A 20175-nucleotide genomic window follows, 5' to 3' on the forward strand; every position below is an offset into this window, starting at 1 on the left:
CCTGCCATTGCGCGCGTGCGCACTGGCAGGCGGGCGCAACTGCTGAAAGAGCTATTTGTAGCTGCGTGCGTCTTCGATCACCTTGCCATCGTTGGGCAGTGTGCCGGGCGGCACCATCTGCACCTCGCCGCGCAGCTTGGTCACTTCGCGGATCGCGTCGCCGAGCTGGTGGGCCAGGCCCTCGGCGGTCTCGGTGGTTTCGACCTGCAGCACCATCTGGTCATTGGCCATTTCGCCGCTGACCACAAGCCGGGCGCGCTGAACCTGCGGAAAGCGACGCGCAATGGTGGCGATCTGCCCAGGGTGCACAAACATGCCACGCACCTTGGTCGTCTGGTCGGCCCGGCCCATCCAGCCCTTGATGCGGGTGTTGGTGCGACCGGTGGGGCACTGGCCTGGCAGCACGGCGGACAGGTCGCCGGTGCCAAAGCGGACCAGCGGATAGTCGGGGTTGAGCGTGGTGATGACCAGCTCGCCCACCTCGCCCTCGGGCACCGGGTCGCCGGTGCCGGGACGCACGATCTCGACAATCACGCCTTCGTCCAGCACCAGGCCTTCGCGTGCCGAGGTTTCATAGGCAATCAGGCCCAGGTCTGCCGTGGCATAGCACTGGTAGCCCGCGATGCCGCGCTCGGCAAACCAGTCGCGCAGCGAGGGCGGAAACGCCTCGCCCGACACCAGCGCTTTGGTGACGGTGGGCAGGGCCACGCCCATCTCGGCGGCCTTCTCGACAATGATTTTCAGAAAGCTGGGCGTGCCGATGTAGCCCGCCGGTTTCAGCTCGGCCATGGCCTGCACCTGCTGCTCGGTCTGGCCGGTGCCGCCGGGGAACACGGTGCAGCCCAGCGCGTGGGCGCCGGTCTCCATCATCGAACCTGCAGGCACAAAGTGGTAGCTGAAGCTGTTGTGGATCAGCTCTCCGCTGCGAAAGCCCGCCGCGTGGATCGCGCGCGCCATGCGCCAGTAGTCACGCCGCGTGCCCTCGGGCTCGTAGATGGTGCCGGGGCTGGCGAACACGCGGGTCATGCCGGGCCCGAAGTTCAGCGCGCTGAAGCCACCAAACACATTGGCCGCGCGGCCCGCCTGCTGCCGCTCCAGCAGCTCGTACTTGCGCGTGACGGGCAGTTGCGCCAGCGCCGCGCGGCTGGTGACGGTCGATGCATCCACGCCCGCCAGGATGCTGGCAAAGGCGGGCGACGCCTTCTGGGCATGGGCGATCTGCTGCGGCAGCGCCGCCATCAAGGCCGCTTCGCGCTCGGCGGGGCTGCGCGTTTCCAGGGCGTCATAGAACGTGCTCATGCCTGGGTTCCTTGTGAGAAGGTGGTTTTGAATGAAATCAGCCTCTAGCGCTTATCCATAAAGCGCAAGCAGCTATGAAATTAAGAGTGAATTCGTTCAGCGTCTGAAAAGGATTACGGCCCTGGTCGCCCGCGCTGCCGAAGGCCAGCGCACCCGTGGAACTGGCTTTGCCAGACCGCCGGGTGCCTCCCCCTGAGGGGGAAGGCGCGCAGCGCCACAGGGGGCATGTCAGGCCAGCCAGCGCTTGCGCCGCTTGTAGCTTTTGACATCCTTGAAACTCTTGCGCTCGCCGCCGCCCACGCCCAGGTAGAACTCCTTGACGTCCTCGTTGTTGGCCAGGTCGCTCGCAGCGCCGTCCATCACCACGCGGCCGCTTTCCATGATGTAGCCGTAGTCCGAATATTTGAGGGCCATGTTCGTGTTCTGCTCGGCCAGCAGGAAGGTGACCTTCTCCTTGGTGTTCAGGTCCTTCACGATGTTGAACACCTCCTCCACGATCTGCGGCGCGAGGCCCATGGAGGGTTCATCGAGCAGCACCATGCTGGGGTTGGCCATGAGCGCGCGGCCGATGGCGCACATCTGCTGCTCGCCGCCCGATGTGTAGGCGGCCTGCGAGGTGCGGCGCGTCTTGAGGCGCGGGAAGTAGTTGTAGACCTTCTCTAGGTTGGCCGTGATCTCGGCCTTGCTGGTGCGGGTGTAGCTGCCCGTCATCAGGTTCTCTTCAATGGTCAGGTGGGCAAAGCAGTGACGTCCCTCCATCACCTGCACCACACCGCGCTGCACCAGGTCGGCGGGCGAGAGGTTCTCGATGCGCTCGCCACGCAGCTCAATACTGCCCTTGGTCACCTCACCCCGCTCGCCCTGCAGCAGGTTGGAGATGGCGCGCAGAGTCGTCGTTTTGCCCGCCCCGTTGCCCCCCAGGATGGCCACGATGCTGCCCTCGCGCACCTGCAGCGAGACGCCCTTGAGCACCAGGATCACGTGGTTGTAAATGACTTCGATGCCGTTGACGTTGAGAACGATGTTGCTGTTGGAGTCCATGGTCTTGCCTTCCTGTACCAATCCAAAAGGTTGTGGGTCAACCCTTTGGATTGGCGGCTGCTCCCGAGAGCGCAACCGCGAATCACTGGCCGTTGAAACGGTCGCAACCTGAAATACCAGTGCCACCGTGCAAGGGCCGTCCCGCCGCGCTGGTGGCGTCCCCCTTCCCGCAGCGCGAAGCGCTAAGAGAGAAGGGGGAAGCGGCAAAGCCGCTCAGGGGGATGTACTTAGCTCTGGCAGTCCGCTGCGTCGCGGCGCGTCATCTTCTTGTCGGCCAAATACTTGTCCGCACCGGCCTTGACCATGGGCTTCAGGATCTGCTCATCGGCCTGGTACCAGTCGGACGAGAAGTTCCACTTGCTGCCGTCCCAGGTGTGCACGCGCGCCCAGGTGGAGCCCATGTGGTCGGCGCAGCTGGTGGACAGCGGACGCATCACGCCGCCAAAGCCCAGCGCGTCCAGCTTCTTCTGGTCCAGGGCCAGGTTTTCCATGCCCCAGCGCACTTGCTCGCCGGTCATGACCTTGCCCTTGCCAAAACGCTCCTGGGCGCGGCGCACCGACTCGACGGCCAGCATCTGGATGATCACGCCGCGCGTGTACAGCACCGAGCCCACTTCGTCCTTGGGACCCGTGCCCTGGCCCTTGTCGTGCACGTGCTTCAGGATGTCCTGGATCACCTTGGGCTGCTGGCCCGAGGTGTTCAGCGCCAGTGCGTTGTAGCCTTTGGCACCTTCGCCCACGTCACGCACATCGGGCTCGGCACCGGCCCACCACACGCCGTACATCTTGTCGCGGGGGTAGCCCGTGGCTTGGGCTTCCTTCAGCGCGGTGGAGTTCATCACGCCCCAGCCCCACAGCAGCACGTAGTCGGGACGGCTCTGGCGCACTTGCAGCCAGGTGGCTTTTTGTTCCACGCCGGGGGCGGTCACGGGCAGCATCTGCAGCTCAAAGCCGTGCATCTTGGCGCGCTCTTGCAGCAGCGGGATGGGCTCCTTGCCGAAGGGGCTGTCGTGGTACACCAGCGCGATCTTCTTGCCCTTGAGCTTGTCCAGGCCGCCATTGGCCTTGCCGATGTGCTGGATCAGGATGTCAGCGCCGGTCCAGTAGCTGCCCATGAACGGGAAGTTCCACTTGAACGCCTGGCCGTCCTGCGCCACCGACAGGCCGTAGCCCAGCGTCATCAGCGGGATCTTGTCCACGGGGGCTTTTTCGGTCAGCGCAAAGGTGATGCCGGTGGCCTGGGGGTCGAACAGCGAGACGCCGGGGCGGCTCTTCAGGCGCTCGTAGCACTCCACGCCACGGTCGGTGGCGTAGCCCGTTTCGCATTCTTCAAAAGTGAGCTTCACACCGTTGATGCCGCCGTCGCGGGCGTTGATCATCTTGATGTAGTCCTGCTTGCCGTTGGCCCATGGCACACCGTTCGGTGCGTAGGGGCCCGTGCGGTACGACAGCAGCGGGAAGAACTGCTCCTTGGCTTGTGCGAAGGCGCTCGTCGCGATGGACGAGGCACCGGCAGCAACCACCGCAGCGGCGATCACGATTTTCGAAAGCTTCATGGATGTCTCCTTTGGATGAATGTGTTGAAGCACGGGAAAAAACACGACAGACAGACAGTTAACGCGGCAATGCAACAGGCTCGTATCGGGACTTGCGAGTAAGGGGTTTCCTGCAGCGCGGTCTGATCAGTGCGGGAAGGGCCACAGGCGCAGCTTCTGCTTGGCGGTGGACCAGAGCTTGGCCAGGCCATGGGGCTCCACGATCAGGAACCACACGATCAGCGCACCGAAGATCATCAGCTCGGCATGCGACACGCCCGCCGTGGACACCTCGATGCCAAAGAGTCCCATGAAGGCGGGCAGGAACTGGTTGAGCACGATGGGCAGCACCACGATGAAGGCCGCGCCAAAGAAGCCGCCCATGATGGAGCCCAGCCCGCCGATGATCACCATGAACAGCAGTCGGAAGGACACTTCCACCGAGAACGCCGCAGGCTCCCACGCGCCCAGGTGCACAAAGGCCCACAGCGCACCGGCCATGCCCACGATGAAGGAGCTGACGGCAAACGCGCTGAGCTTGGCGTACATGGGGCGGATGCCGATGACGGCTGCTGCCACGTCCATGTCGCGGATGGCCATCCACTCGCGGCCAATCGCGCCGCGCACCAGGTTCTTGGCCAGCAGGGCCACCACCACCAGGATGGCCAGGCAGAAGAGGTATTTGCTGGTGGCGCTTTCGATGGGCATGCCCAGCACCTGCAGGTTGGTGACCGACACCGAGCCCGAGTCGGAGTTGTTGGTGAACCACTTGATGCGCAGGAACATCCAGTCGCTGAAGAACTGCGCGGCCAGCGTCGCCACCGCCAGGTACAGGCCCTTGACGCGCAGACTGGGCAGCCCGAACAGGATGCCAAAGAACGTGGCGCACAGCCCGCCCAGGATGAGCGCCGGAATCAGCGGCATGCCCGGAAAGCGCACGAAGAAGTTGTAGGCTCCATAGGCCCCTACGGCCATGAAGGCGCCCGAACCCAGCGAGATCTGGCCGCAGTAGCCCACGAGGATGTTCACCCCCAGGGCTGCCAGCGCCATGATGACGAAGGGGATCAGGATGGCGCGGAAGATGTAGTCGCTGGCCAGCATGGGCACGGCGATGAAGGCGATGGCCAGGATGATGCCGAAGGCAAGCCGGTCCTGCGCGATCGGGAAGATCTGCTGGTCGGCGCGGTAGCTGGTCTTGAACTGGCCGTTTTCGCGGTAGAGCATGTTTTATTTCTCCTTGTGAACCTTCGGGGTGGTGATCTTTTGGCTACGGGCACTGCGTGCCCTCCGCCGAAAAATCATTCTTCGCTGCGCGAAGCACCCTCCGGGCGGATCACGTGTTTCACACGCGATCAATGATTTTTTCGCCAAACAACCCCTGCGGCCTGAACAGCAGGAACACCAACGCCAGCACATACGCAAACCAGATCTCGATGCCCCCGCCCACGTAGGGGCCCAGGTACACCTCCGACAGCTTCTCGCCCACGCCGATGATCAGCCCGCCGATGATGGCGCCGGGCACCGAAGTCAGGCCGCCCAGGATCACCACCGGCAGTGCACGCAGAGCCACCGTGGTGAGCGAGAACTGCACGCCCAGCTTGCTGCCCCAGATCATCCCCGCCACCAGGGCCACGACACCCGCCACGCACCACACGATCACCCAGATGCGGTTGAGTGGAATGCCGATGGACTGGGCCGCCTGGTGGTCGTCGGCCACGGCGCGCAGGGCGCGGCCGGTGGAGGTCTTCTGGAAGAACACCGACAGCAGGGCCACCAGCGCGGCGGCGATGGCAGCGGCAATGACGTCTTCCTTGTTGATCAGAATGCCGCCCTGGAACATGGACTCCAGCGCAAAGATCGGGTCCTTGGGCATGCCCACGTCGATCTTGTAGATGTTGCTGCCGAACAGCGTCTGGCCCAGGCCTTCCATGAAGTAGGTGATGCCCAGCGTGGCCATGAGCAGCGTGGCGCCCTCCTGATTCACCAGATGGCGCAGCACCAGCTTCTCAATCAGCCAGGCCACCACAAACATGATGGCGCCGGCAATCACAAAGGCCGCCACGTTGGCCACGATGGGGTTCGTGATGCCGGTCCACTGCGGAATCCATTCGGCGAAGCGGGCCATGGCCAGGGCTGCGAACAGCACCATGGCGCCCTGCGCAAAGTTGAACACGCCCGAAGCCTTGTAGATCAGCACAAAGCCCAGCGCCACCAGCGAATACAGCATGCCGGCCATGAGGCCGCCGATCAGTGTTTCGAGAAAGAATGCCATGTTGTCGTCTCCTGATCAGTGCGAGGTGCCGAGGTAGGCACTGATCACGTCTTCGTTGCTGCGCACTTCGTCGGGCGTGCCGTCGCCGATCTTCTTGCCGTAGTCCAGCACCACCACGCGGTCGCTGATGTCCATCACCACGCCCATGTCGTGCTCGATGAGCACGATGGTGGTGCCGAACTCGTCGTTCACGTCCAGGATGAAGCGGCACATGTCCTGCTTCTCTTCCACGTTCATGCCGGCCATGGGTTCATCGAGCAGCAGCACCTGCGGCTCCATGGCCAGGGCCCGGCCCAGGTCCACGCGCTTTTGCAGGCCGTAGGGCAGCTGGCCCACGGGGGTCTTGCGATAGGCCTGGATTTCGAGGAAGTCGATGATGTGTTCGACGTATTCGCGGTGGCGGATTTCCTCGCGCTCGGCCGGGCCGATGCGCAGCGCCTGCATCAGCAGGTTGCTTTTGATCTTGAGGTTGCGGCCGGTCATGATGTTGTCGATCACGCTCATGCCCTTGAACAGCGCCAGGTTCTGGAACGTGCGCGCCACGCCCATCTCTGCCACTTGGCGGGAGTTCATGTGGTCAAAGGTCTTGCCCCGGAAGGTGATGGAGCCTTCGGACGGTGTGTACACGCCGTTGATGCAGTTGAGCATGGAGCTTTTGCCCGCACCATTGGGGCCGATGATGGCGCGGATCTCGTGCTCCTTCACATTGAAAGAGATGTCGGTGAGTGCCTTCACCCCGCCAAACCGGAGGCTGATGTTCTTGACGTCGAGGATGACGTCGCCGATCTTTTTGGTGGTCATGGTGGGGGGCTTCTCCAGCGGGTAGAGCGCGGGTTTCATGCGGCGGTCTTGACGGGTGTGAAGGTCTTGGCGTCCGAGATCTTGAGCGTGGCGCTCACGCTGCCGGTGCGGCCGTCCTCGAACTTGACCTGGGTCTCGATGTACTGCTCGGTGCGGCCGGCATACAGCGCATCGACGAGCACGCCGTACTTGTCGGCAATGAAGCCCCGACGGACCTTGTTGGTGCGGGTGAGTTCGCCGTCGTCGGCGTCCAGCTCCTTGTGCAGCACCAGGAAGCGGCTCACTTGGCTACCAGCCAGCATGCTGTCGCCCGCCAGGTCGGCGTTCACCTTCTCGATGCATTCGCGGATCAGCTCGTAGACCTCGGGCTTTTGCGCCAGGTCGGTGTAGCCGGCGTAGGGCAAGTTGCGGCGCTCGGCCCAGTTGCCCACGGCGTCGAAGTCGATGTTGACCATCACGCACACCTTCTCGCGCTTGTCGCCCAGGGCCACCACTTCCTTGATGTGTGGGAAGAACTTGAGCTTGTTCTCCACGTACTTGGGCGCAAACATGGCACCGTCGTTGGCACCACCCATGATGCGGCCCACGTCCTTCACGCGGTCGATGATCTTGAGGTGGCCGTGCGCGTCCAGAAAGCCTGCGTCGCTGGTGTGGTACCAGCCGTCCGCCGTCAGCACCTCGGCCGTGGCTGTGGGGTTCTTGTAGTACTCCTTGAGCAACCCGGCCGACTTGACCATGATCTCGCCGTTGTCGGCCACCTTGATCTGCACGCCACGAATCGGCACGCCCACCGTGTCGGCGCGGGCCTGGTTGTCGGGCTGCAGGCACACGAACACGGCGGTCTCGGTGGAGCCGTACAGCTGCTTGAGGTTGATACCGATGGAGCGGTAGAAGGTGAACAGGTCCGGGCCAATGGCCTCGCCCGCCGTGTAGGCCACGCGCACGCGGCTGAAACCCAGGTTGTTGCGCAGCGGGCCGTACACCAGCACGTTGCCCAGCGCGTACTTGATGCGGTCCAGCGTCCCCACGGGTTCGCCGTCCATGAGGGCCGGGCCCACGCGCTTGGCTACGCGCATGCAGGCCTCGAACATCTTGCGCTTCAAGGCGCCCGCGTCTTCCATGCGGATCATCACGCTGGTCAGCAGGCCTTCAAAAATGCGCGGCGGTGCAAAGTAGTAGGTGGGGCCCACTTCCTTGAGGTCGATGGTCACGGTGCTGGCCGACTCGGGGCAGTTGACCACGTAACCGCAGGCCAGCCACTGCGCATAGCTGAAGATGTTCTGGCCGATCCAGGCGGGCGGCAGGTAGGCCAGCACCTCTTCGCTGCTGGTGAGCTTGTCAAATTCGGCGCCAGCGCTGGCGCGGTCCAGCAGCGTGCTGTGGGTGTGCACCACGCCCTTGGGATTGCCCGTGGTGCCCGAGGTGAAGAACATCGCGGCCACGTCGCCGGGCTGGGCCTTGGCCACCTCGGCCTTGAACCAGCCGGGGTTCTTTGCCGCAAAGGCCTTGCCAGATTCGATCAGGGCGTCCAGCGAGGCCAGGCCGGGCTCCGAATAGTTGCGCAGGCCGCGCGGGTCGTCAAAGTAGATGTTGGAAATCTGCGGGCACTGCTCGCGGATTTCGAGCAGCTTGTCCACCTGCTCCTGGTCTTCCACCAGGCAGAAGCGCACCTCGGCGTTGTTCAGCGGGAAGATGCATTCGGCTGCCACCGCATCCTGGTACAGCGGCACGGGGATGGCGCCCAGCGACTGCGCGGCCAGCATGGTGGCGTACAGGCGGGGGCGGTTGGCTCCCACCACCACCATGTGCTCGTGGCGCTTCAGGCCCGCCAGGTGCAGGCCGGCGGCCACCTGTTCCACCAGGCGCACCAGGTCTGCCCAGCTGTGGGTTTGCCAGATGCCATATTCTTTTTCGCGCAGGGCCGGGGCCTCGGGGCGCTCGGCGGCGTGCTTGAGCAGCAGTTGCGGGAACGTGGTCAACATTGCAGGTTCCTGAAAGTGAGAAGGTGTCAGCCCGGTGACTGCCGGGCGCGCAAGCTTGTGATTGCGCGATGGGGGAATGCTAGGACCCACTTTGACGCCATCTTGTCTTGCCGACGACAATTTAGGGGTAACTCCTGGGTGGGTAAAACCCTGCCCACGGGCGGGCGGTATCCTCCGGGGCATGTACGCCCCGTTCTTCGGCCTTCAGCACCCGCCGTTCTCCATCGCCCCCGACCCCCGCTACCTGTTCATGAGCGAGCGGCACCGCGAGGCGCTGGCGCACCTGCTGTACGGCCTGGATGCGGGCGGCGGTTTTGTGCTGCTGACGGGCGAGGTGGGTGCGGGCAAGACCACGGTGTGCCGCTGCTTTCTGGAGCAGATCCCGTCGCACTGCAACGTGGCCTACATCTTCAACCCCAAGCTCACGGTGGGCGAGCTGCTGCGCTCCATCTGCGATGAGTTTGGTGTGCCGCACCAGCCCTCGGTGGCCGGGGTGGAAACGGTCAAGGATTACATCGACCCGCTCAATGCATCGCTGCTCGCGGCGCATGGCGCCGGGCGCAACACCGTGCTCATCATTGACGAGGCGCAGAACCTGTCGGCCGATGTGCTGGAGCAGCTGCGCCTCTTGACCAACCTGGAAACCAGCGAGCGCAAGCTGCTGCAGATCATCCTCATCGGCCAGCCCGAGCTGCGCACCATGGTCGCCAGGCCTGCGCTGGAGCAACTGGCCCAGCGCGTGATTGCGCGCTTTCACCTCGATGCGCTGAGCGCGCAGGAAACCCAGCAATACATCGCCCACCGCCTGGCCGTGGCGGGCCTGCAAGGGCCGCTGCCCTTCAGTCGCAGCGCCCTGCGGCGGGTGCATGCGCTGTCGCGCGGCATTCCCCGGCGCATCAACCTGCTGTGCGACCGGGCGCTGCTGGGCGCCTACGCGGCCGGGGTGCGCGAGGTCAGTGCCCGCATCGTCCAGCGTGCGGCGGCTGAGGTGTTTGATGCACCCGCGTCGGCCGCTGCAGCGCGCAGCGCCCGGGGCCAGTGGCCCCGCTGGGCGGTGGCCGGCCTGGGTGTGGCGGCGGGTGCCGCGCTGGTGGCGGGCGGCTGGGCACTGGGGACCTGGCCGCAATGGTCTCGGCAGGGCGTCGTGTCATCCACCGCGCCTGCGGGCGCCACGGCCAGCCAAACATCTGCCAGCGCGCCATCCAGCGCCCCGTCCAGTACCCCGCCCAGTACCCCGCCCAGCAGTGCTGCCAGCACTGCAGCGGTTACAACACCCACGGCGCCCGCGGCAGGGGCTTCGGCCCCGCGCGTCGCGGCGCCGGTGGCCATGTCGGACCTGCAGCAGTTTGTGGCCGCACTGCCCGCCAGCGACAACGCGGCCTGGCAGGCGCTGGCCTCGGCCTGGGGGGCCAGCGTGGCCGACGGGGCCGATGCCTGCGCCACCTTGCCGCGCGACGGCCTGCGTTGCTACCGCAACCGCCGCGCGGGCCTGAACCTGGTGCGGCAGATCGATCGCCCGGTGCTGCTCACGCTGTTTCCGTCCGAAGAGGGCGATGTGGCCGTCTCGGCCGTGCTGCGCCGTCTGGACGGCGACATGGCCACGCTCGAAGGCGCGGGCCGTGCGGTGCGCGTGCCGGTGGCCGAGCTGGCGCAGGTGTGGCGTGGCGACATGGCCACGCTGTGGCGCACGCCGCCCGACATGCCCGACAAGGGCGACCTGGCGGAGACCGCTGCCGGCGCCGCCTGGCTGGACCAGCAGCTGGCGACGACTGCGGCCGGTGGCTCGCGCGTTGGCGCACCGGCTGCGGGCCGTACGACCACGCCGGCCCAGCGCCAGGCACGCATCCAGCGCTTCCAGCTGGCCCAGGGGGTGACCCCGGACGGCCGGGCGGGGCCCTTGACCCTCATGCTGCTCAACCGTGTCAACGGCGTGAGCGAACCGCGCTTGCGCACCGGAGGCTGAACCCAGTGTCTTACATCCTTGACGCGCTGCGGCGCGCAGAAGCCGAACGGGGCCGTGGCGCCGTGCCCGGCATCCATACCCCGGCGGTGCCTGTGCCGGGTGCCGTGCCGGTGGCCGGGCGGTCATTCATCAGCCCGGTGCTGGTGGCTGTGGCGGTGGTTGCTGTGGCCGCCGTAGCGGCTGGCGGCACCTGGTGGGTCTTGCAGCGGCCGGTGCCTGCGGGTGCCGTCGTGGTGGCTGCAGCGCCTGCTACTCCTGCGGCCGTGGCTCCGTCCATGCCGGCGGTAGCGTCCACGGCGCCACCCGCTGCCGTGGCCTCCCCGGAACCGGCCCCTGCCGTGGCGCCAGCGGTAACGCCCCCTCCGGCACCCGCGCCGCGCGCGGCGGCACCGCAGCGGGAGCGGCCTGCGCCCGCGCCCGCGCCCAGCCCCTCCGTAGCGCCGCGTTCCCCTGCCGCCGACCCCGAGCGGCCGCGCCCTGCTGCGCCCGCCCCGCGCGAGCGCACGTCCGCAGCCCCCGCGCCGCGTGCTGCAGACGTAGCCTTGGCCAACCCCGCTCCTGCTGCATCCCCGGCCGCGACCGGCACCGTGTTTGCGCAAGCCGATCTGCCCGAGGCCGTGCGGGCGCAGCTGCCGTCACTCAAGATTTCTGGGGTCACCTATTCCAGCAACCCGGTGTACCGCATGGCCATCGTCAACGGCCAGGTGCTGCACGAAGGAGACCCGGCCGGGCCGGGCCTGTTGCTGGAGAAGATCGAGCCCGGCCGCACCATCTGGTCGTTCAAGGGCTACCGGTACGGGCTGGCGTCGCAATAGCAGTATTTGGGCGAAATCGGCCGGTAGCGCTAGTGCAATATGCGCTGATAGCTATCTGATTTATAGCAATTGCATGGGCGGCCCCGCCGCAGCGCGCCCCTGTCATCAGCGTGCCAGCGGCGGGCCCTTCGGGCTATCGCAAGAACCGCCCATCGCGTCCCACCAGCGTGAGTTCGACAAAGCGCGAGGCGTTGCGGTCCGGGGTGCTGGCGCTGATCTCGAACCCGCCCAGGTCCCACTTTTTCAGGTTCCAGGTGGCGTCGATGAAGGCTGCGCGGGTGGGGTTGCGGCCTGCGCGCTGCAAGGCCTCGGCAAACACGCGGGCGTTGATGTAGCCCTCCAGCGCCAGATGCGAAGGCTCGGCCGTGGCGCCCGAGGCCTTCCAGGCGGCCTGGAACTCGCGCACCACGGGCATCACCACGTTGGAGGGCAGGGGCACCACCTGCGAAATCGCCATGCCCGTGGCGTCCGCACCCAGTGCCTTGACGGTGGCCGGGGTGCCCATGACCGACAGCGCATACAGCGTCACGCCCCGCTTGAGCGCGCGGAACGCCTTCACAAACTCCAGCGTGGGCTTGCCTGCGAGGCCAATCACGATGGCCTCCAGGTTGCCGCCCGCCAGCTTGGCGGCGGCGCTGCCCGCGTCCGAGGCATTGTTCTCGACTGTCACCGTGACGGCCTCGGGCAGCTTGAGCCGGTCCATCGACTGCTTGGCGGCGTTGAACACCTCTTTGCCGAACGAGTTGTTCTGGTAGACGATGCCAATGCGCTGGATGCCTATGGTGGACAGGTGCTGCACCAGCTTCTCGGCCTCGTCGGCATAGCTGGCGCGGATGTTGAACACGTTGCGAGCGTTCTTGGTGCGGCTGAGCTGCGCGCCGGTGAAGGGCGCAAAAAACGGGATACCACTCTCGATCACCTTGGGCAGCATGGCGTCGATCATCGGCGTGCCCATGCAGTTGAACAGCGCAAAGTACCCGGGGTCGGCCAGAAACTGCTCCACATTGGCCAGTGCCTTGGGCACGTCGTAGGTGTCGTCCTGGGTGACGAGTTCGATGGCCTTGCCGTGCACGCCGCCGCGCGCATTGATGCCCGCAAACGCGGCCTTGGCGCCCTGGTGCATGGCCGAGCCCAGATCGCCCAGCGGGCCGGTGAGGGCGGTGGATTGTGCGATCTTGATCGCGCCCTCCTGCGCGCGGGCCGCGCCGCTCCAGCCCAGCCCGGGCAGGCCTACGGCCGCTGCGGTGGCGGCCGCGGCAGCCAGCACCTGGCGGCGGGCCAGGGGGCGCGGCGCGGCGGGCGCGGGGTGGAGGGGGCGTGCGGTGGTGGAAGATGGTTGGGTCATGGTGCTGGTCTCCTCGGGGCGCCCTCCGTAGGTGGCAGGGGCGCGAGGCGACATCATCCCGTCACGATTGGCATTTTTTTGTCGGTCTGACGACAATTGGGGTCGTGGTATTCCCGCATGCCCAGGCGGCTGCGGGGCGCCCTTTTTCGTGAGAACCTTTGCGCCATGGACCCACGCACCCACCAGGACTTGTCGCTGCACCAGCGGCGCCGTTCGCCCACGCCGCAGGAGCTGGAAGGCATTCCCTGGCTCCCCCTGCTGCTGCCCGCCGAGCGGGAGCGCGCGGTGGCCTCGCTGCTGGTGGGGGATGCCAAACCGGGCGACTATGTGTGCCGCGTCGGGCGCCCGGTGACCTACTGGTTTGGTGTGGTGGAGGGCCTGCTCAAGATGAGCACCGACAACGCCCAGGGGCAGACCATGACCTATGCAGGCCTGCCGCCCGGCGGATGGTTTGGCGAGGGCACGACCATCAAACGCGAGCCCTACCGCTACAACATCCAGGCCCTGCGCAAGAGCGTGGTGGCGGGGCTGCCCATCGACAGCTTTCACTGGCTGCTGGACCACTCCATCGGCTTCAACCGCTTCGTTATGAACCAGCTGAACGAGCGCCTGGGCCAGTTCATCGCAGCCCGCGAAATCGACCGCCTGAACAATCCCGATGTGCGCGTGGCCCGTAGCCTCGCCTCGCTGTTCAACCCGGTGCTGTACCCGGGCGTGGGCGAGGTGCTGCGCATCACGCAGCAAGAGCTGGCCTACCTGGTGGGGCTGTCACGCCAGCGGGTGAACGAGGCGCTTTCTGCGCTGGAGGCGCAAGGCGCCATTCGTGTGGAGTACGGCGGCCTGCGCGTGCTGGACCTGGCCGCGCTGCGGTCCAGCGTGACCGCCCCCTGAGGCGCTGTGCGCTTTCCCTCTGGGAGCGTACGCCCGTGGGAGAGTCCCGTCAGCTGCGCGGCAGTGCAGGAGCGCGTGACGGGGCCGAGGCCAGTGGGCGTGGGGCTGTGGTGCGTGTGGGCGCCGGCACCGCCGCCGGTGCTGCGGCGGGGCTGGCGGTACCCCAGCTGTCTTCGTCGCCGCCGTCGTTGCGCGAGAGGCGGAAGGTGCCCACCATCTGCGTCAGGCGCCCGGCCTGGTCCTTGAGGCTGTCGGCAGCGGCCGCGCCTTCTTCCACCAGTGCGGCGTTCTGCTGGGTCATTTCTTCCAGCGCACCCACCGACTGGCTCACATGGCCGATGCGCTGGCTTTGCTCCTGCGTGGCGGCCGTGATCTCACCCATGATGTCGGACACGCGGCGCACCGACTGCACCAGTTCTTCAATGGTCTTGCCGGCGTGGTTGACGAGTGTGCTGCCTTCCTGCACCTGGTCCACGCTGGTGCCGATCAGGGCCTTGATCTCGCGCGCCGCCTGGGCCGAGCGGCCCGCTAGGTTGCGCACCTCGCCCGCCACCACCGCAAAGCCCCGGCCCTGCTCGCCGGCGCGGGCGGCCTCCACGGCGGCGTTCAGCGCCAGGATGTTGGTCTGGAACGCGATGCCATCGATCACGCTGATGATGTCGGCGATCTTGCGCGAGCTGGCGCTGATGGTGTCCATGGTGCGCACCACCTGGCCCACCACTTCGCCGCCGCGTGTGGCTGCATCGGACGCGGTGGACGCGAGCTGGTTGGCCTGACGGGCCGAGTCGGCGCTTTGCGACACCGTGCCGGTCAGGTCCACCAGCGAGCTGGCCGCGCTTTGCAGGTTGTGCGACGTCTGTTCGGTGCGCTGGCTCAGGTCCAGGTTGCCCGAGGCCACCTCGGAGCTGGCGACCAGGATGGAGTCGGCGGTCTGCCCGATTTCGCCCACCAGGGTGCGCAGGCGCTCCTGCATGGCGGCAATGGCTTCGAGCAGTCGGCCGGTTTCGTCGTGAATGCGCACTTCGACCTGCGAGGTGAGGTCGCCGCGCGCAATGCGCTCGGCCACCACCACCGCTCGGCCAATGGGGGCGGTGATGCTGGCTGTGATGCGCCAGGCGATCAGCGCGCCCAGGCCAATGGCCAGCAGCACCAGCAGCCCGCCCACCACGCGGGCGCTGCTCTGGGTTTGTTCTGCCGAGGCCGTGGCTTCAGCATTCAGGGTGTTTTGCAGCTCGATCAGCTCGCGCAGCTTGGCGCGCCAGGCGGTTTCTGCGGGGGCCACGCGGGTCATCAGCGCCAGCGTGGCGCTCACGGTGTCGCCGTCGTCAGCGGCCTTGATGGCGCTGTCGAGTTCGGGGCGGGTCTTGCCGCCCAGGGCCTGCACCTCGCCCAGCAGCTTGAGCTCTGCAGGGGTGGCCTTGGCGGGCGTGAGCAGCTCGGACAGAGCGGCTTCTTGCGCGGCGTATTCCTTGAGCGTCTTGCCCACGGCCACGATCTGCTCGCGCGCCTGCTTGGGGTCGATGTCGTTGAGCACGGCGGCAGAGCGGCTCTGGATGCCGATGGCGCTCACGCTCTCCAGCATGCCGTTGACCAGCTTGGCCTTGTTGGCGCCCACGCCGGTGATCTGGGTCATCTGATCGTGCACCTTGCCCACGGACAGCTGCCCCACCGCTGCCACGGCCACCAGCAGCACCAGCATGCAGCCAAACCCCAGGCTCAACCGGCTGGAGATCGACAGGGATTTGAGGGTGGAAGCAGCCGACATGGGGGTCCTTGGGTATCGAAAAAGATCAAAGGGTGATCAAGCGGGGGCTTTGGTGCAAAAGCAATAACGGTGCCCGCCGGCCCCATGGCGCCCGATGGGTGGGGCCGAGGTCGGTGCAGTGTAGGCAATAACAACAAAATGTGTCATGAGTGTTGAGGATGCTCCCATGCCCGATCTGCATAGCCGTTTTGTTACAAATGCAGCGGTGCACAGCCTTGGTGCACTGGCGTCAAAGTGCAACAGAAGATGCCAGTGAAATCATTGGTAAAAACGCTATGGGCGCAAATAATTCATGCCTTGGGCGCTATTAAAAACATAGTGTGTGGAGGCTCGGGGTTTGCCCTTGTCCCCGCCGCGAGTGCAGCCGATCAGGTATAAACCTGTAACACTTGCGAGGCGTCCCATGCATCCGTTTTTTCCCTCCTCCACGCTGCGTGCGGCGGTTGCTGCGATGGCCTTGGCCGTGCTGGCCGGCTGTGCGGCACCCCGGCCCGACACCGGTTTGCGCGAAACCCTGGTGGCCGTGACGGCCTCGCATGAGCTCATTACCTTCCAGGCCGTGCAGCCCGAGCGCATCCTGGAGCGGCGCCCGGTGACGGGCCTGGCGCCCGGCGAGCGGCTGGTGGGCATCGACTTCCGCGTGGCCAAGGGCGTGCTCTATGCGCTTTCGCAAGCGGGCCGTCTGTACACGCTCGACATCCCCACCGGTGCGCTGCGCCCTGTCGGGCCCGCGCCTGCTGCGCTGGCGCTTCAGGGCACGGTGTTCGGCTTTGACTTCAACCCTGCGGCCGATCGCATCCGGGTGGTGTCCAACACGGGCCAGAACCTGCGCCTGCACCCCGACACCGGGGCGGTGGTCGATGGCGATGCCACCGTCGAAGGTGTGCAGCCTGATCCCAGCCTGCGCTACGCCTGGGGCGATGTGAACGCGCGCCGCAGGCCCGACATTGCCGGTGCTGCCTATACCTACAACCCCAACGACAGCAAGATCACCACCAACTACGCGATCGACCGCGCGCTGGGCGTGCTGGTGATGCAGGGCTCGCGCGAGGGCACCCAGCCGGTGGTGTCGCCCAACGCCGGGCAGCTGCGCACCGTGGGCCCGCTGGGGCTCGGGCCGCTCACGGATGTGAGCTTTGACATTGCCGACGTGGGCAACACCGCCCTCATTGCCGTGCGCACAGCCGCCGACACCCAGACCCGCCTGCACCAGGTGGACCTGGCCACTGGCGCCACCCGCCCTCTGGGCGTGGTGGGCGATGGCGCGCCCCTGGTGGGCCTGGCGATCGAACCATGAGGCCGGCCGGCCCGCCGACGCTGCAGCCCGCCAGGTTGGCCCGGTGGGCAGCGCTTGCTGCGCTGGTACTGCTGGCTGGCGGCGCGCAGGCGGGAACGGTGCAGGTCGATGTGTCCGACGCTGCGGGCAAGCCGCTGGCCGATGCCGTGGTCTTTCTGGATTCGGCCGAGGCCCGCAAGCAGGTCAAGCCGCTCGCTGGCGTGGAGATGGCGCAGGAGAAGCGGCAGTTCGTGCCCGGTGTGCTGGTGGTGCCGGTGGGCACCGAGGTGCGGTTTCCCAACCACGACACCGTGCGGCACCACGTGTACTCGTTCTCGCCCGCCAAGAAGTTCGAGCTCAAGCTCTACAGCGGCACGCCGTCCAACCCCGTGCTGTTTGACAAGTCTGGCGTGGTCACGCTGGGCTGCAACATCCACGACCAGATGGTGGGCTGGGTGCTGGTTGTGGACACACCGTACTACGCCCGCACCCCCGCGGCCACGGGCAAGGCGCAACTCGACAACGTGCCGCCCGGCACCTATACGCTGCGCACCTGGCACGCCCGCCTGCCGGTGGGCGCCCCGGCCCTGGAGCAGGCACTGACCGTGCCTGCCACGGGAATGGCCACGGCGTCGGTGCGCATGACGGGGTTGCAGCCTTGACCCGGCTGCGCCTGGCCCGGCGCAGCCTGATCCTGCGGTTGGTGGGGTTGTCGTTGCTGCTGCTGCTCATCGTGCAGGCGGCGGGGTTTGCTGTGGTGCGGGCCTCCATCGACCGCAACGCACGTGCCCAGATCGCGCGCGCCCTCGACCTGGATGAAAACATCTGGCGCCGCCTGCTGGACCAGAACGCGGAGCAACTGCGCCAGGGCTCGGCCCTGCTGGCGGCGGACTACGGGTTTCGTTCGGCGGTCAACTCGGGCGACGAGGAAACCATCCAGTCGGTGCTGGAGAACCACGGCAGCCGCATCGGCGCGGCCGTGACGGCGCTGCTGGGGACCGACCTCACGCTGCGTGCGGTCAGCCTCACGGGCAGCATGGACCAGTTTCCGGCCACGCTGCAGCAGGTGGTGCCGCGCCTCGCGCAGCAGCCCCAGGGCAGCCAGATCGCGGTGATGGACGGCATTCCCTACCAGTTCGTGATGGTGCCCATGCGGGCGCCGGTGGTCATTGGCTGGGTGTTGATGGGCTTTCGCATCGACCAGTCGCGTGCCGACGAAATGCGCCAGCTCCTGTCGGTGCATGTGGCCTTGATGGTGAAAGCCCCCGGGGGCGCCATGACCCTGCCGGTCAGCACCCTGCCTGCGGATGCACAGGCCTTGCTGCTGGCCAGCGGCGGCGCGGCGGGCGAGCTGCAGACCGCCGAGGGCACCTTGCTGGCGCGCTCCAGCCCGCTCGACAGCGTGGGGGGCGAGGTGCACTCGCTGCTGCTGCGGTCGGTGGACGAGGTGGTAGCCCCCTACCGGCAGCTGCAGGTGCTGCTGGCCATCATCACCGTGGCAGGTGTGCTGCTGTTTGCCGTGGGTACGGGCCTGGTGGCGCAACGGCTCGCCACGCCGCTGCGCTCCTTGCTGGCGGCCACGCAGCGGCTGTCGCGTGGTGAATACGACGTACCGCTGGAGCACACCGACCGCACGGACGAGATCGGCAACCTGGCGCGCTCGTTCGACCACATGCGCGTGGACATTGGCGCCCAGCAGACCGAGATCCGCCGCCTGGCCTACTGGGACCGCCTGACGGGCCTGCCCAACCGGGAGCGGTTTCGCGACGCCGTGGTGCAGGCCATTGCCGCCAGTGCCAGCACGCCGCAGCCCCTGGCCGTGCTCACGCTGGACCTGGACCGCTTCAAGCATGTGAACGATGTGCTGGGCTATGCCTTTGGCGATCGCCTGCTGCAGGCCGTGGCCGAGCGCCTGAGCCAGCAGGTGCGCTCGCCCGACGATATGGTGGCGCGCCTGGGCGGCAATGAGTTCGCCATCCTGCTGCAGCGCGCCGATGCGGCGGACGCGCACGACGTGGCCCAGCGCATCAACCAGTCGTTCGAGTTACCGCTGGCCTTCGAGGACCAGACGGTGGACCTGAGCGCTGGCATCGGCTTTGCCTGCTGGCCGGGCGATGCGGGGGATGCTGACACGCTGCTCAGCCGTTCTGAAATTGCCATGTACGCCGCCAAGCGCCAACTCAGCGGGGCCCTGCAGTACGACGCGGCGTTTGACTCGTCCAGCGCGCAGACCCTGTCGCTGCTGACCGAGCTGCGCCACGCCGTGGAACACCATGAGCTGCGTCTGTACCTGCAGCCCAAGGTGCCCCTGCACGGGCAGCCGGGCCTGGCGGCCGAGGCGCTGGTGCGCTGGCAGCACCCGCAGCGCGGTCTGGTGCCGCCCATGCAGTTCATCCCGTTTGCCGAGCAGACCGGGTTTGTGCGCCACCTCACGCTGTGGATGTTTGAAGAAGTAGCGCGCCTGCTGGCCGACCCACGCACCCAGGGCCTGCCGCTCAGGGTGTCGGTCAACCTCTCAACGCGCGACCTGCTCGACCCCGAGCTGAGCCACCGGCTGGCCGACATACTGGTGCGCCATGGGGTGCCAGCCAGTGCCTTCTGCCTGGAGATCACCGAAAGCGCGATCATGGACGACCCCCAGCGCGCCGAGGCCATGCTCAACCGCCTGTCGGAGCAGGGCTTCAAGCTGTCCATCGACGATTTCGGCACGGGGTATTCGTCGCTAGCCTACCTCAAGCGCCTGCCGGTCGATGAACTCAAGATCGACAAATCGTTTGTGATGGGCATGGAAACGGGTGAGGACGACGCGATGATCGTGCGCTCGACCATCGACCTCGCGCACAACCTGGGGCTCACGGTGGTGGCCGAAGGCGTGGAGACTGCCGCCATCCAGGATCGCCTGCGTGCGCTGGCCTGCGACGAGGCGCAGGGGTACCACATCGCGCGGCCCCTGCCGGTGGATGATTTCCTCGCCTGGCAGGCGCGCCAGGAGTAGCTGGCAGCAGGCCGCCGCCTCTCTGTTTGGGGGCTAAGCAGTCCACAGGCGAAAATACCCGCAATGTCTTCCTCCTCCTCTCGCCCGCCTGCGGGCCCCGCCGCCGCTCCCGCCTCCGACGTTGGCGGCCCATCGTCTTCTGCGCCAGCCGCCGGTCGGCCCGTGCTGCGCCGCCCGACCCTGACGGCCAAGCCC

General features: G+C 66.8%; 15 protein-coding genes. 6 read left to right on the plus strand and 9 right to left on the minus strand.

Going from position 1 to position 20175, the window contains the following annotated elements:
* Positions 1-51 precede the first annotated feature (51 nt).
* From ACODSU_RS15655 to ACODSU_RS15685, 7 genes are all read right to left on the minus strand, one after another.
* Positions 52-1299 carry a phenylacetate--CoA ligase family protein gene (locus ACODSU_RS15655; protein ID WP_488804525.1) on the minus strand — a complete coding sequence of 416 codons (1248 nt, stop codon included), beginning with the start codon at positions 1297-1299 and terminating at the stop codon, positions 52-54.
* A gap of 228 nt (positions 1300-1527) precedes the next feature.
* Complete coding sequence (locus ACODSU_RS15660) at positions 1528-2340, minus strand: ABC transporter ATP-binding protein (RefSeq protein ID WP_488843020.1); 813 nt, start codon at positions 2338-2340, stop codon at positions 1528-1530.
* A 227-nt stretch (positions 2341-2567) separates the two neighbouring features.
* Positions 2568-3896, minus strand: a complete 1329-nt coding sequence (locus tag ACODSU_RS15665; RefSeq protein WP_060985054.1) for an ABC transporter substrate-binding protein — start codon at positions 3894-3896, stop codon at positions 2568-2570.
* A gap of 126 nt (positions 3897-4022) precedes the next feature.
* Positions 4023-5099 (minus strand): branched-chain amino acid ABC transporter permease, encoded by a 1077-nt coding sequence (locus ACODSU_RS15670; protein WP_488843023.1) that lies wholly within the window; start codon positions 5097-5099, stop codon positions 4023-4025.
* A gap of 118 nt (positions 5100-5217) precedes the next feature.
* On the minus strand, positions 5218-6147 hold the full coding sequence (locus tag ACODSU_RS15675; protein WP_488843025.1) for a branched-chain amino acid ABC transporter permease: 930 nt from the start codon (positions 6145-6147) through the stop codon (positions 5218-5220).
* A 15-nt stretch (positions 6148-6162) separates the two neighbouring features.
* Positions 6163-6948 (minus strand): ABC transporter ATP-binding protein, encoded by a 786-nt coding sequence (locus ACODSU_RS15680; RefSeq protein ID WP_015012351.1) that lies wholly within the window; start codon positions 6946-6948, stop codon positions 6163-6165.
* Between the two features lie 35 nt (positions 6949-6983).
* Complete coding sequence (locus ACODSU_RS15685) at positions 6984-8930, minus strand: AMP-dependent synthetase/ligase (RefSeq protein WP_476016247.1); 1947 nt, start codon at positions 8928-8930, stop codon at positions 6984-6986.
* 181 nt (positions 8931-9111) lie between these two features.
* On the opposite strand from ACODSU_RS15685, the gene ACODSU_RS15690 reads away from it, so the two are divergent.
* Both ACODSU_RS15690 and ACODSU_RS15695 read left to right on the plus strand, forming a co-directional pair.
* Positions 9112-10893 carry an ExeA family protein gene (locus tag ACODSU_RS15690; RefSeq protein WP_488843027.1) on the plus strand — a complete coding sequence of 594 codons (1782 nt, stop codon included), beginning with the start codon at positions 9112-9114 and terminating at the stop codon, positions 10891-10893.
* Between the two features lie 5 nt (positions 10894-10898).
* Positions 10899-11708 carry a general secretion pathway protein GspB gene (locus tag ACODSU_RS15695; RefSeq protein WP_110961602.1) on the plus strand — a complete coding sequence of 270 codons (810 nt, stop codon included), beginning with the start codon at positions 10899-10901 and terminating at the stop codon, positions 11706-11708.
* Between the two features lie 133 nt (positions 11709-11841).
* On the opposite strand, the gene ACODSU_RS15700 is transcribed toward ACODSU_RS15695, so the two are convergent.
* Complete coding sequence (locus tag ACODSU_RS15700) at positions 11842-13053, minus strand: ABC transporter substrate-binding protein (RefSeq protein WP_476016244.1); 1212 nt, start codon at positions 13051-13053, stop codon at positions 11842-11844.
* A gap of 165 nt (positions 13054-13218) precedes the next feature.
* Between ACODSU_RS15700 and ACODSU_RS15705 the strand changes: the two genes are divergently transcribed.
* Positions 13219-13944, plus strand: coding sequence for a Crp/Fnr family transcriptional regulator (locus ACODSU_RS15705; protein ID WP_015012356.1), 726 nt, complete (start codon positions 13219-13221; stop codon positions 13942-13944).
* A 49-nt stretch (positions 13945-13993) separates the two neighbouring features.
* On the opposite strand, the gene ACODSU_RS15710 is transcribed toward ACODSU_RS15705, so the two are convergent.
* Positions 13994-15709 (minus strand): methyl-accepting chemotaxis protein, encoded by a 1716-nt coding sequence (locus tag ACODSU_RS15710; protein WP_488843030.1) that lies wholly within the window; start codon positions 15707-15709, stop codon positions 13994-13996.
* Positions 15710-16112: 403 nt separating this feature from the next.
* On the opposite strand from ACODSU_RS15710, the gene ACODSU_RS15715 reads away from it, so the two are divergent.
* The 3 genes from ACODSU_RS15715 to ACODSU_RS15725 are packed head-to-tail and all read left to right on the plus strand — an operon-like array spanning position 16113 to position 19980.
* Positions 16113-17006, plus strand: coding sequence for a DUF4394 domain-containing protein (locus tag ACODSU_RS15715; protein ID WP_488843031.1), 894 nt, complete (start codon positions 16113-16115; stop codon positions 17004-17006).
* Positions 17003-17647, plus strand: coding sequence for a methylamine utilization protein (locus tag ACODSU_RS15720; protein ID WP_488843033.1), 645 nt, complete (start codon positions 17003-17005; stop codon positions 17645-17647). The genes ACODSU_RS15715 and ACODSU_RS15720 overlap by 4 nt, the downstream gene beginning before the upstream one ends.
* The gene (locus ACODSU_RS15725; RefSeq protein ID WP_488843035.1) at positions 17644-19980 is read left to right on the plus strand and encodes a putative bifunctional diguanylate cyclase/phosphodiesterase; all 2337 of its coding nucleotides are present in this window, start codon (positions 17644-17646) and stop codon (positions 19978-19980) included. The genes ACODSU_RS15720 and ACODSU_RS15725 overlap by 4 nt, the downstream gene beginning before the upstream one ends.
* Positions 19981-20175: the final 195 nt, after the last annotated feature.

The sequence above is a fragment of the Acidovorax sp. FG48 genome (assembly GCF_057809085.1).

Excerpts from the sequence above, each read along its gene's own strand:
- ACODSU_RS15655 (WP_488804525.1), bottom strand. The coding sequence starts at position 1,299 with ATGAGCACGTTCTATGACGCCCTGGAAACGCGCAGCCCCGCCGAGCGC.
- ACODSU_RS15660 (WP_488843020.1), bottom strand. The coding sequence starts at position 2,340 with ATGGACTCCAACAGCAACATCGTTCTCAACGTCAACGGCATCGAAGTC.
- ACODSU_RS15665 (WP_060985054.1), bottom strand. The coding sequence starts at position 3,896 with ATGAAGCTTTCGAAAATCGTGATCGCCGCTGCGGTGGTTGCTGCCGGT.
- ACODSU_RS15670 (WP_488843023.1), bottom strand. The coding sequence starts at position 5,099 with ATGCTCTACCGCGAAAACGGCCAGTTCAAGACCAGCTACCGCGCCGAC.
- ACODSU_RS15675 (WP_488843025.1), bottom strand. The coding sequence starts at position 6,147 with ATGGCATTCTTTCTCGAAACACTGATCGGCGGCCTCATGGCCGGCATG.
- ACODSU_RS15680 (WP_015012351.1), bottom strand. The coding sequence starts at position 6,948 with ATGACCACCAAAAAGATCGGCGACGTCATCCTCGACGTCAAGAACATC.
- ACODSU_RS15685 (WP_476016247.1), bottom strand. The coding sequence starts at position 8,930 with ATGTTGACCACGTTCCCGCAACTGCTGCTCAAGCACGCCGCCGAGCGC.
- ACODSU_RS15690 (WP_488843027.1), top strand. The coding sequence starts at position 9,112 with ATGTACGCCCCGTTCTTCGGCCTTCAGCACCCGCCGTTCTCCATCGCC.
- ACODSU_RS15700 (WP_476016244.1), bottom strand. The coding sequence starts at position 13,053 with ATGACCCAACCATCTTCCACCACCGCACGCCCCCTCCACCCCGCGCCC.
- ACODSU_RS15705 (WP_015012356.1), top strand. The coding sequence starts at position 13,219 with ATGGACCCACGCACCCACCAGGACTTGTCGCTGCACCAGCGGCGCCGT.
- ACODSU_RS15710 (WP_488843030.1), bottom strand. The coding sequence starts at position 15,709 with ATGTCGGCTGCTTCCACCCTCAAATCCCTGTCGATCTCCAGCCGGTTG.
- ACODSU_RS15715 (WP_488843031.1), top strand. The coding sequence starts at position 16,113 with ATGCATCCGTTTTTTCCCTCCTCCACGCTGCGTGCGGCGGTTGCTGCG.
- ACODSU_RS15720 (WP_488843033.1), top strand. The coding sequence starts at position 17,003 with ATGAGGCCGGCCGGCCCGCCGACGCTGCAGCCCGCCAGGTTGGCCCGG.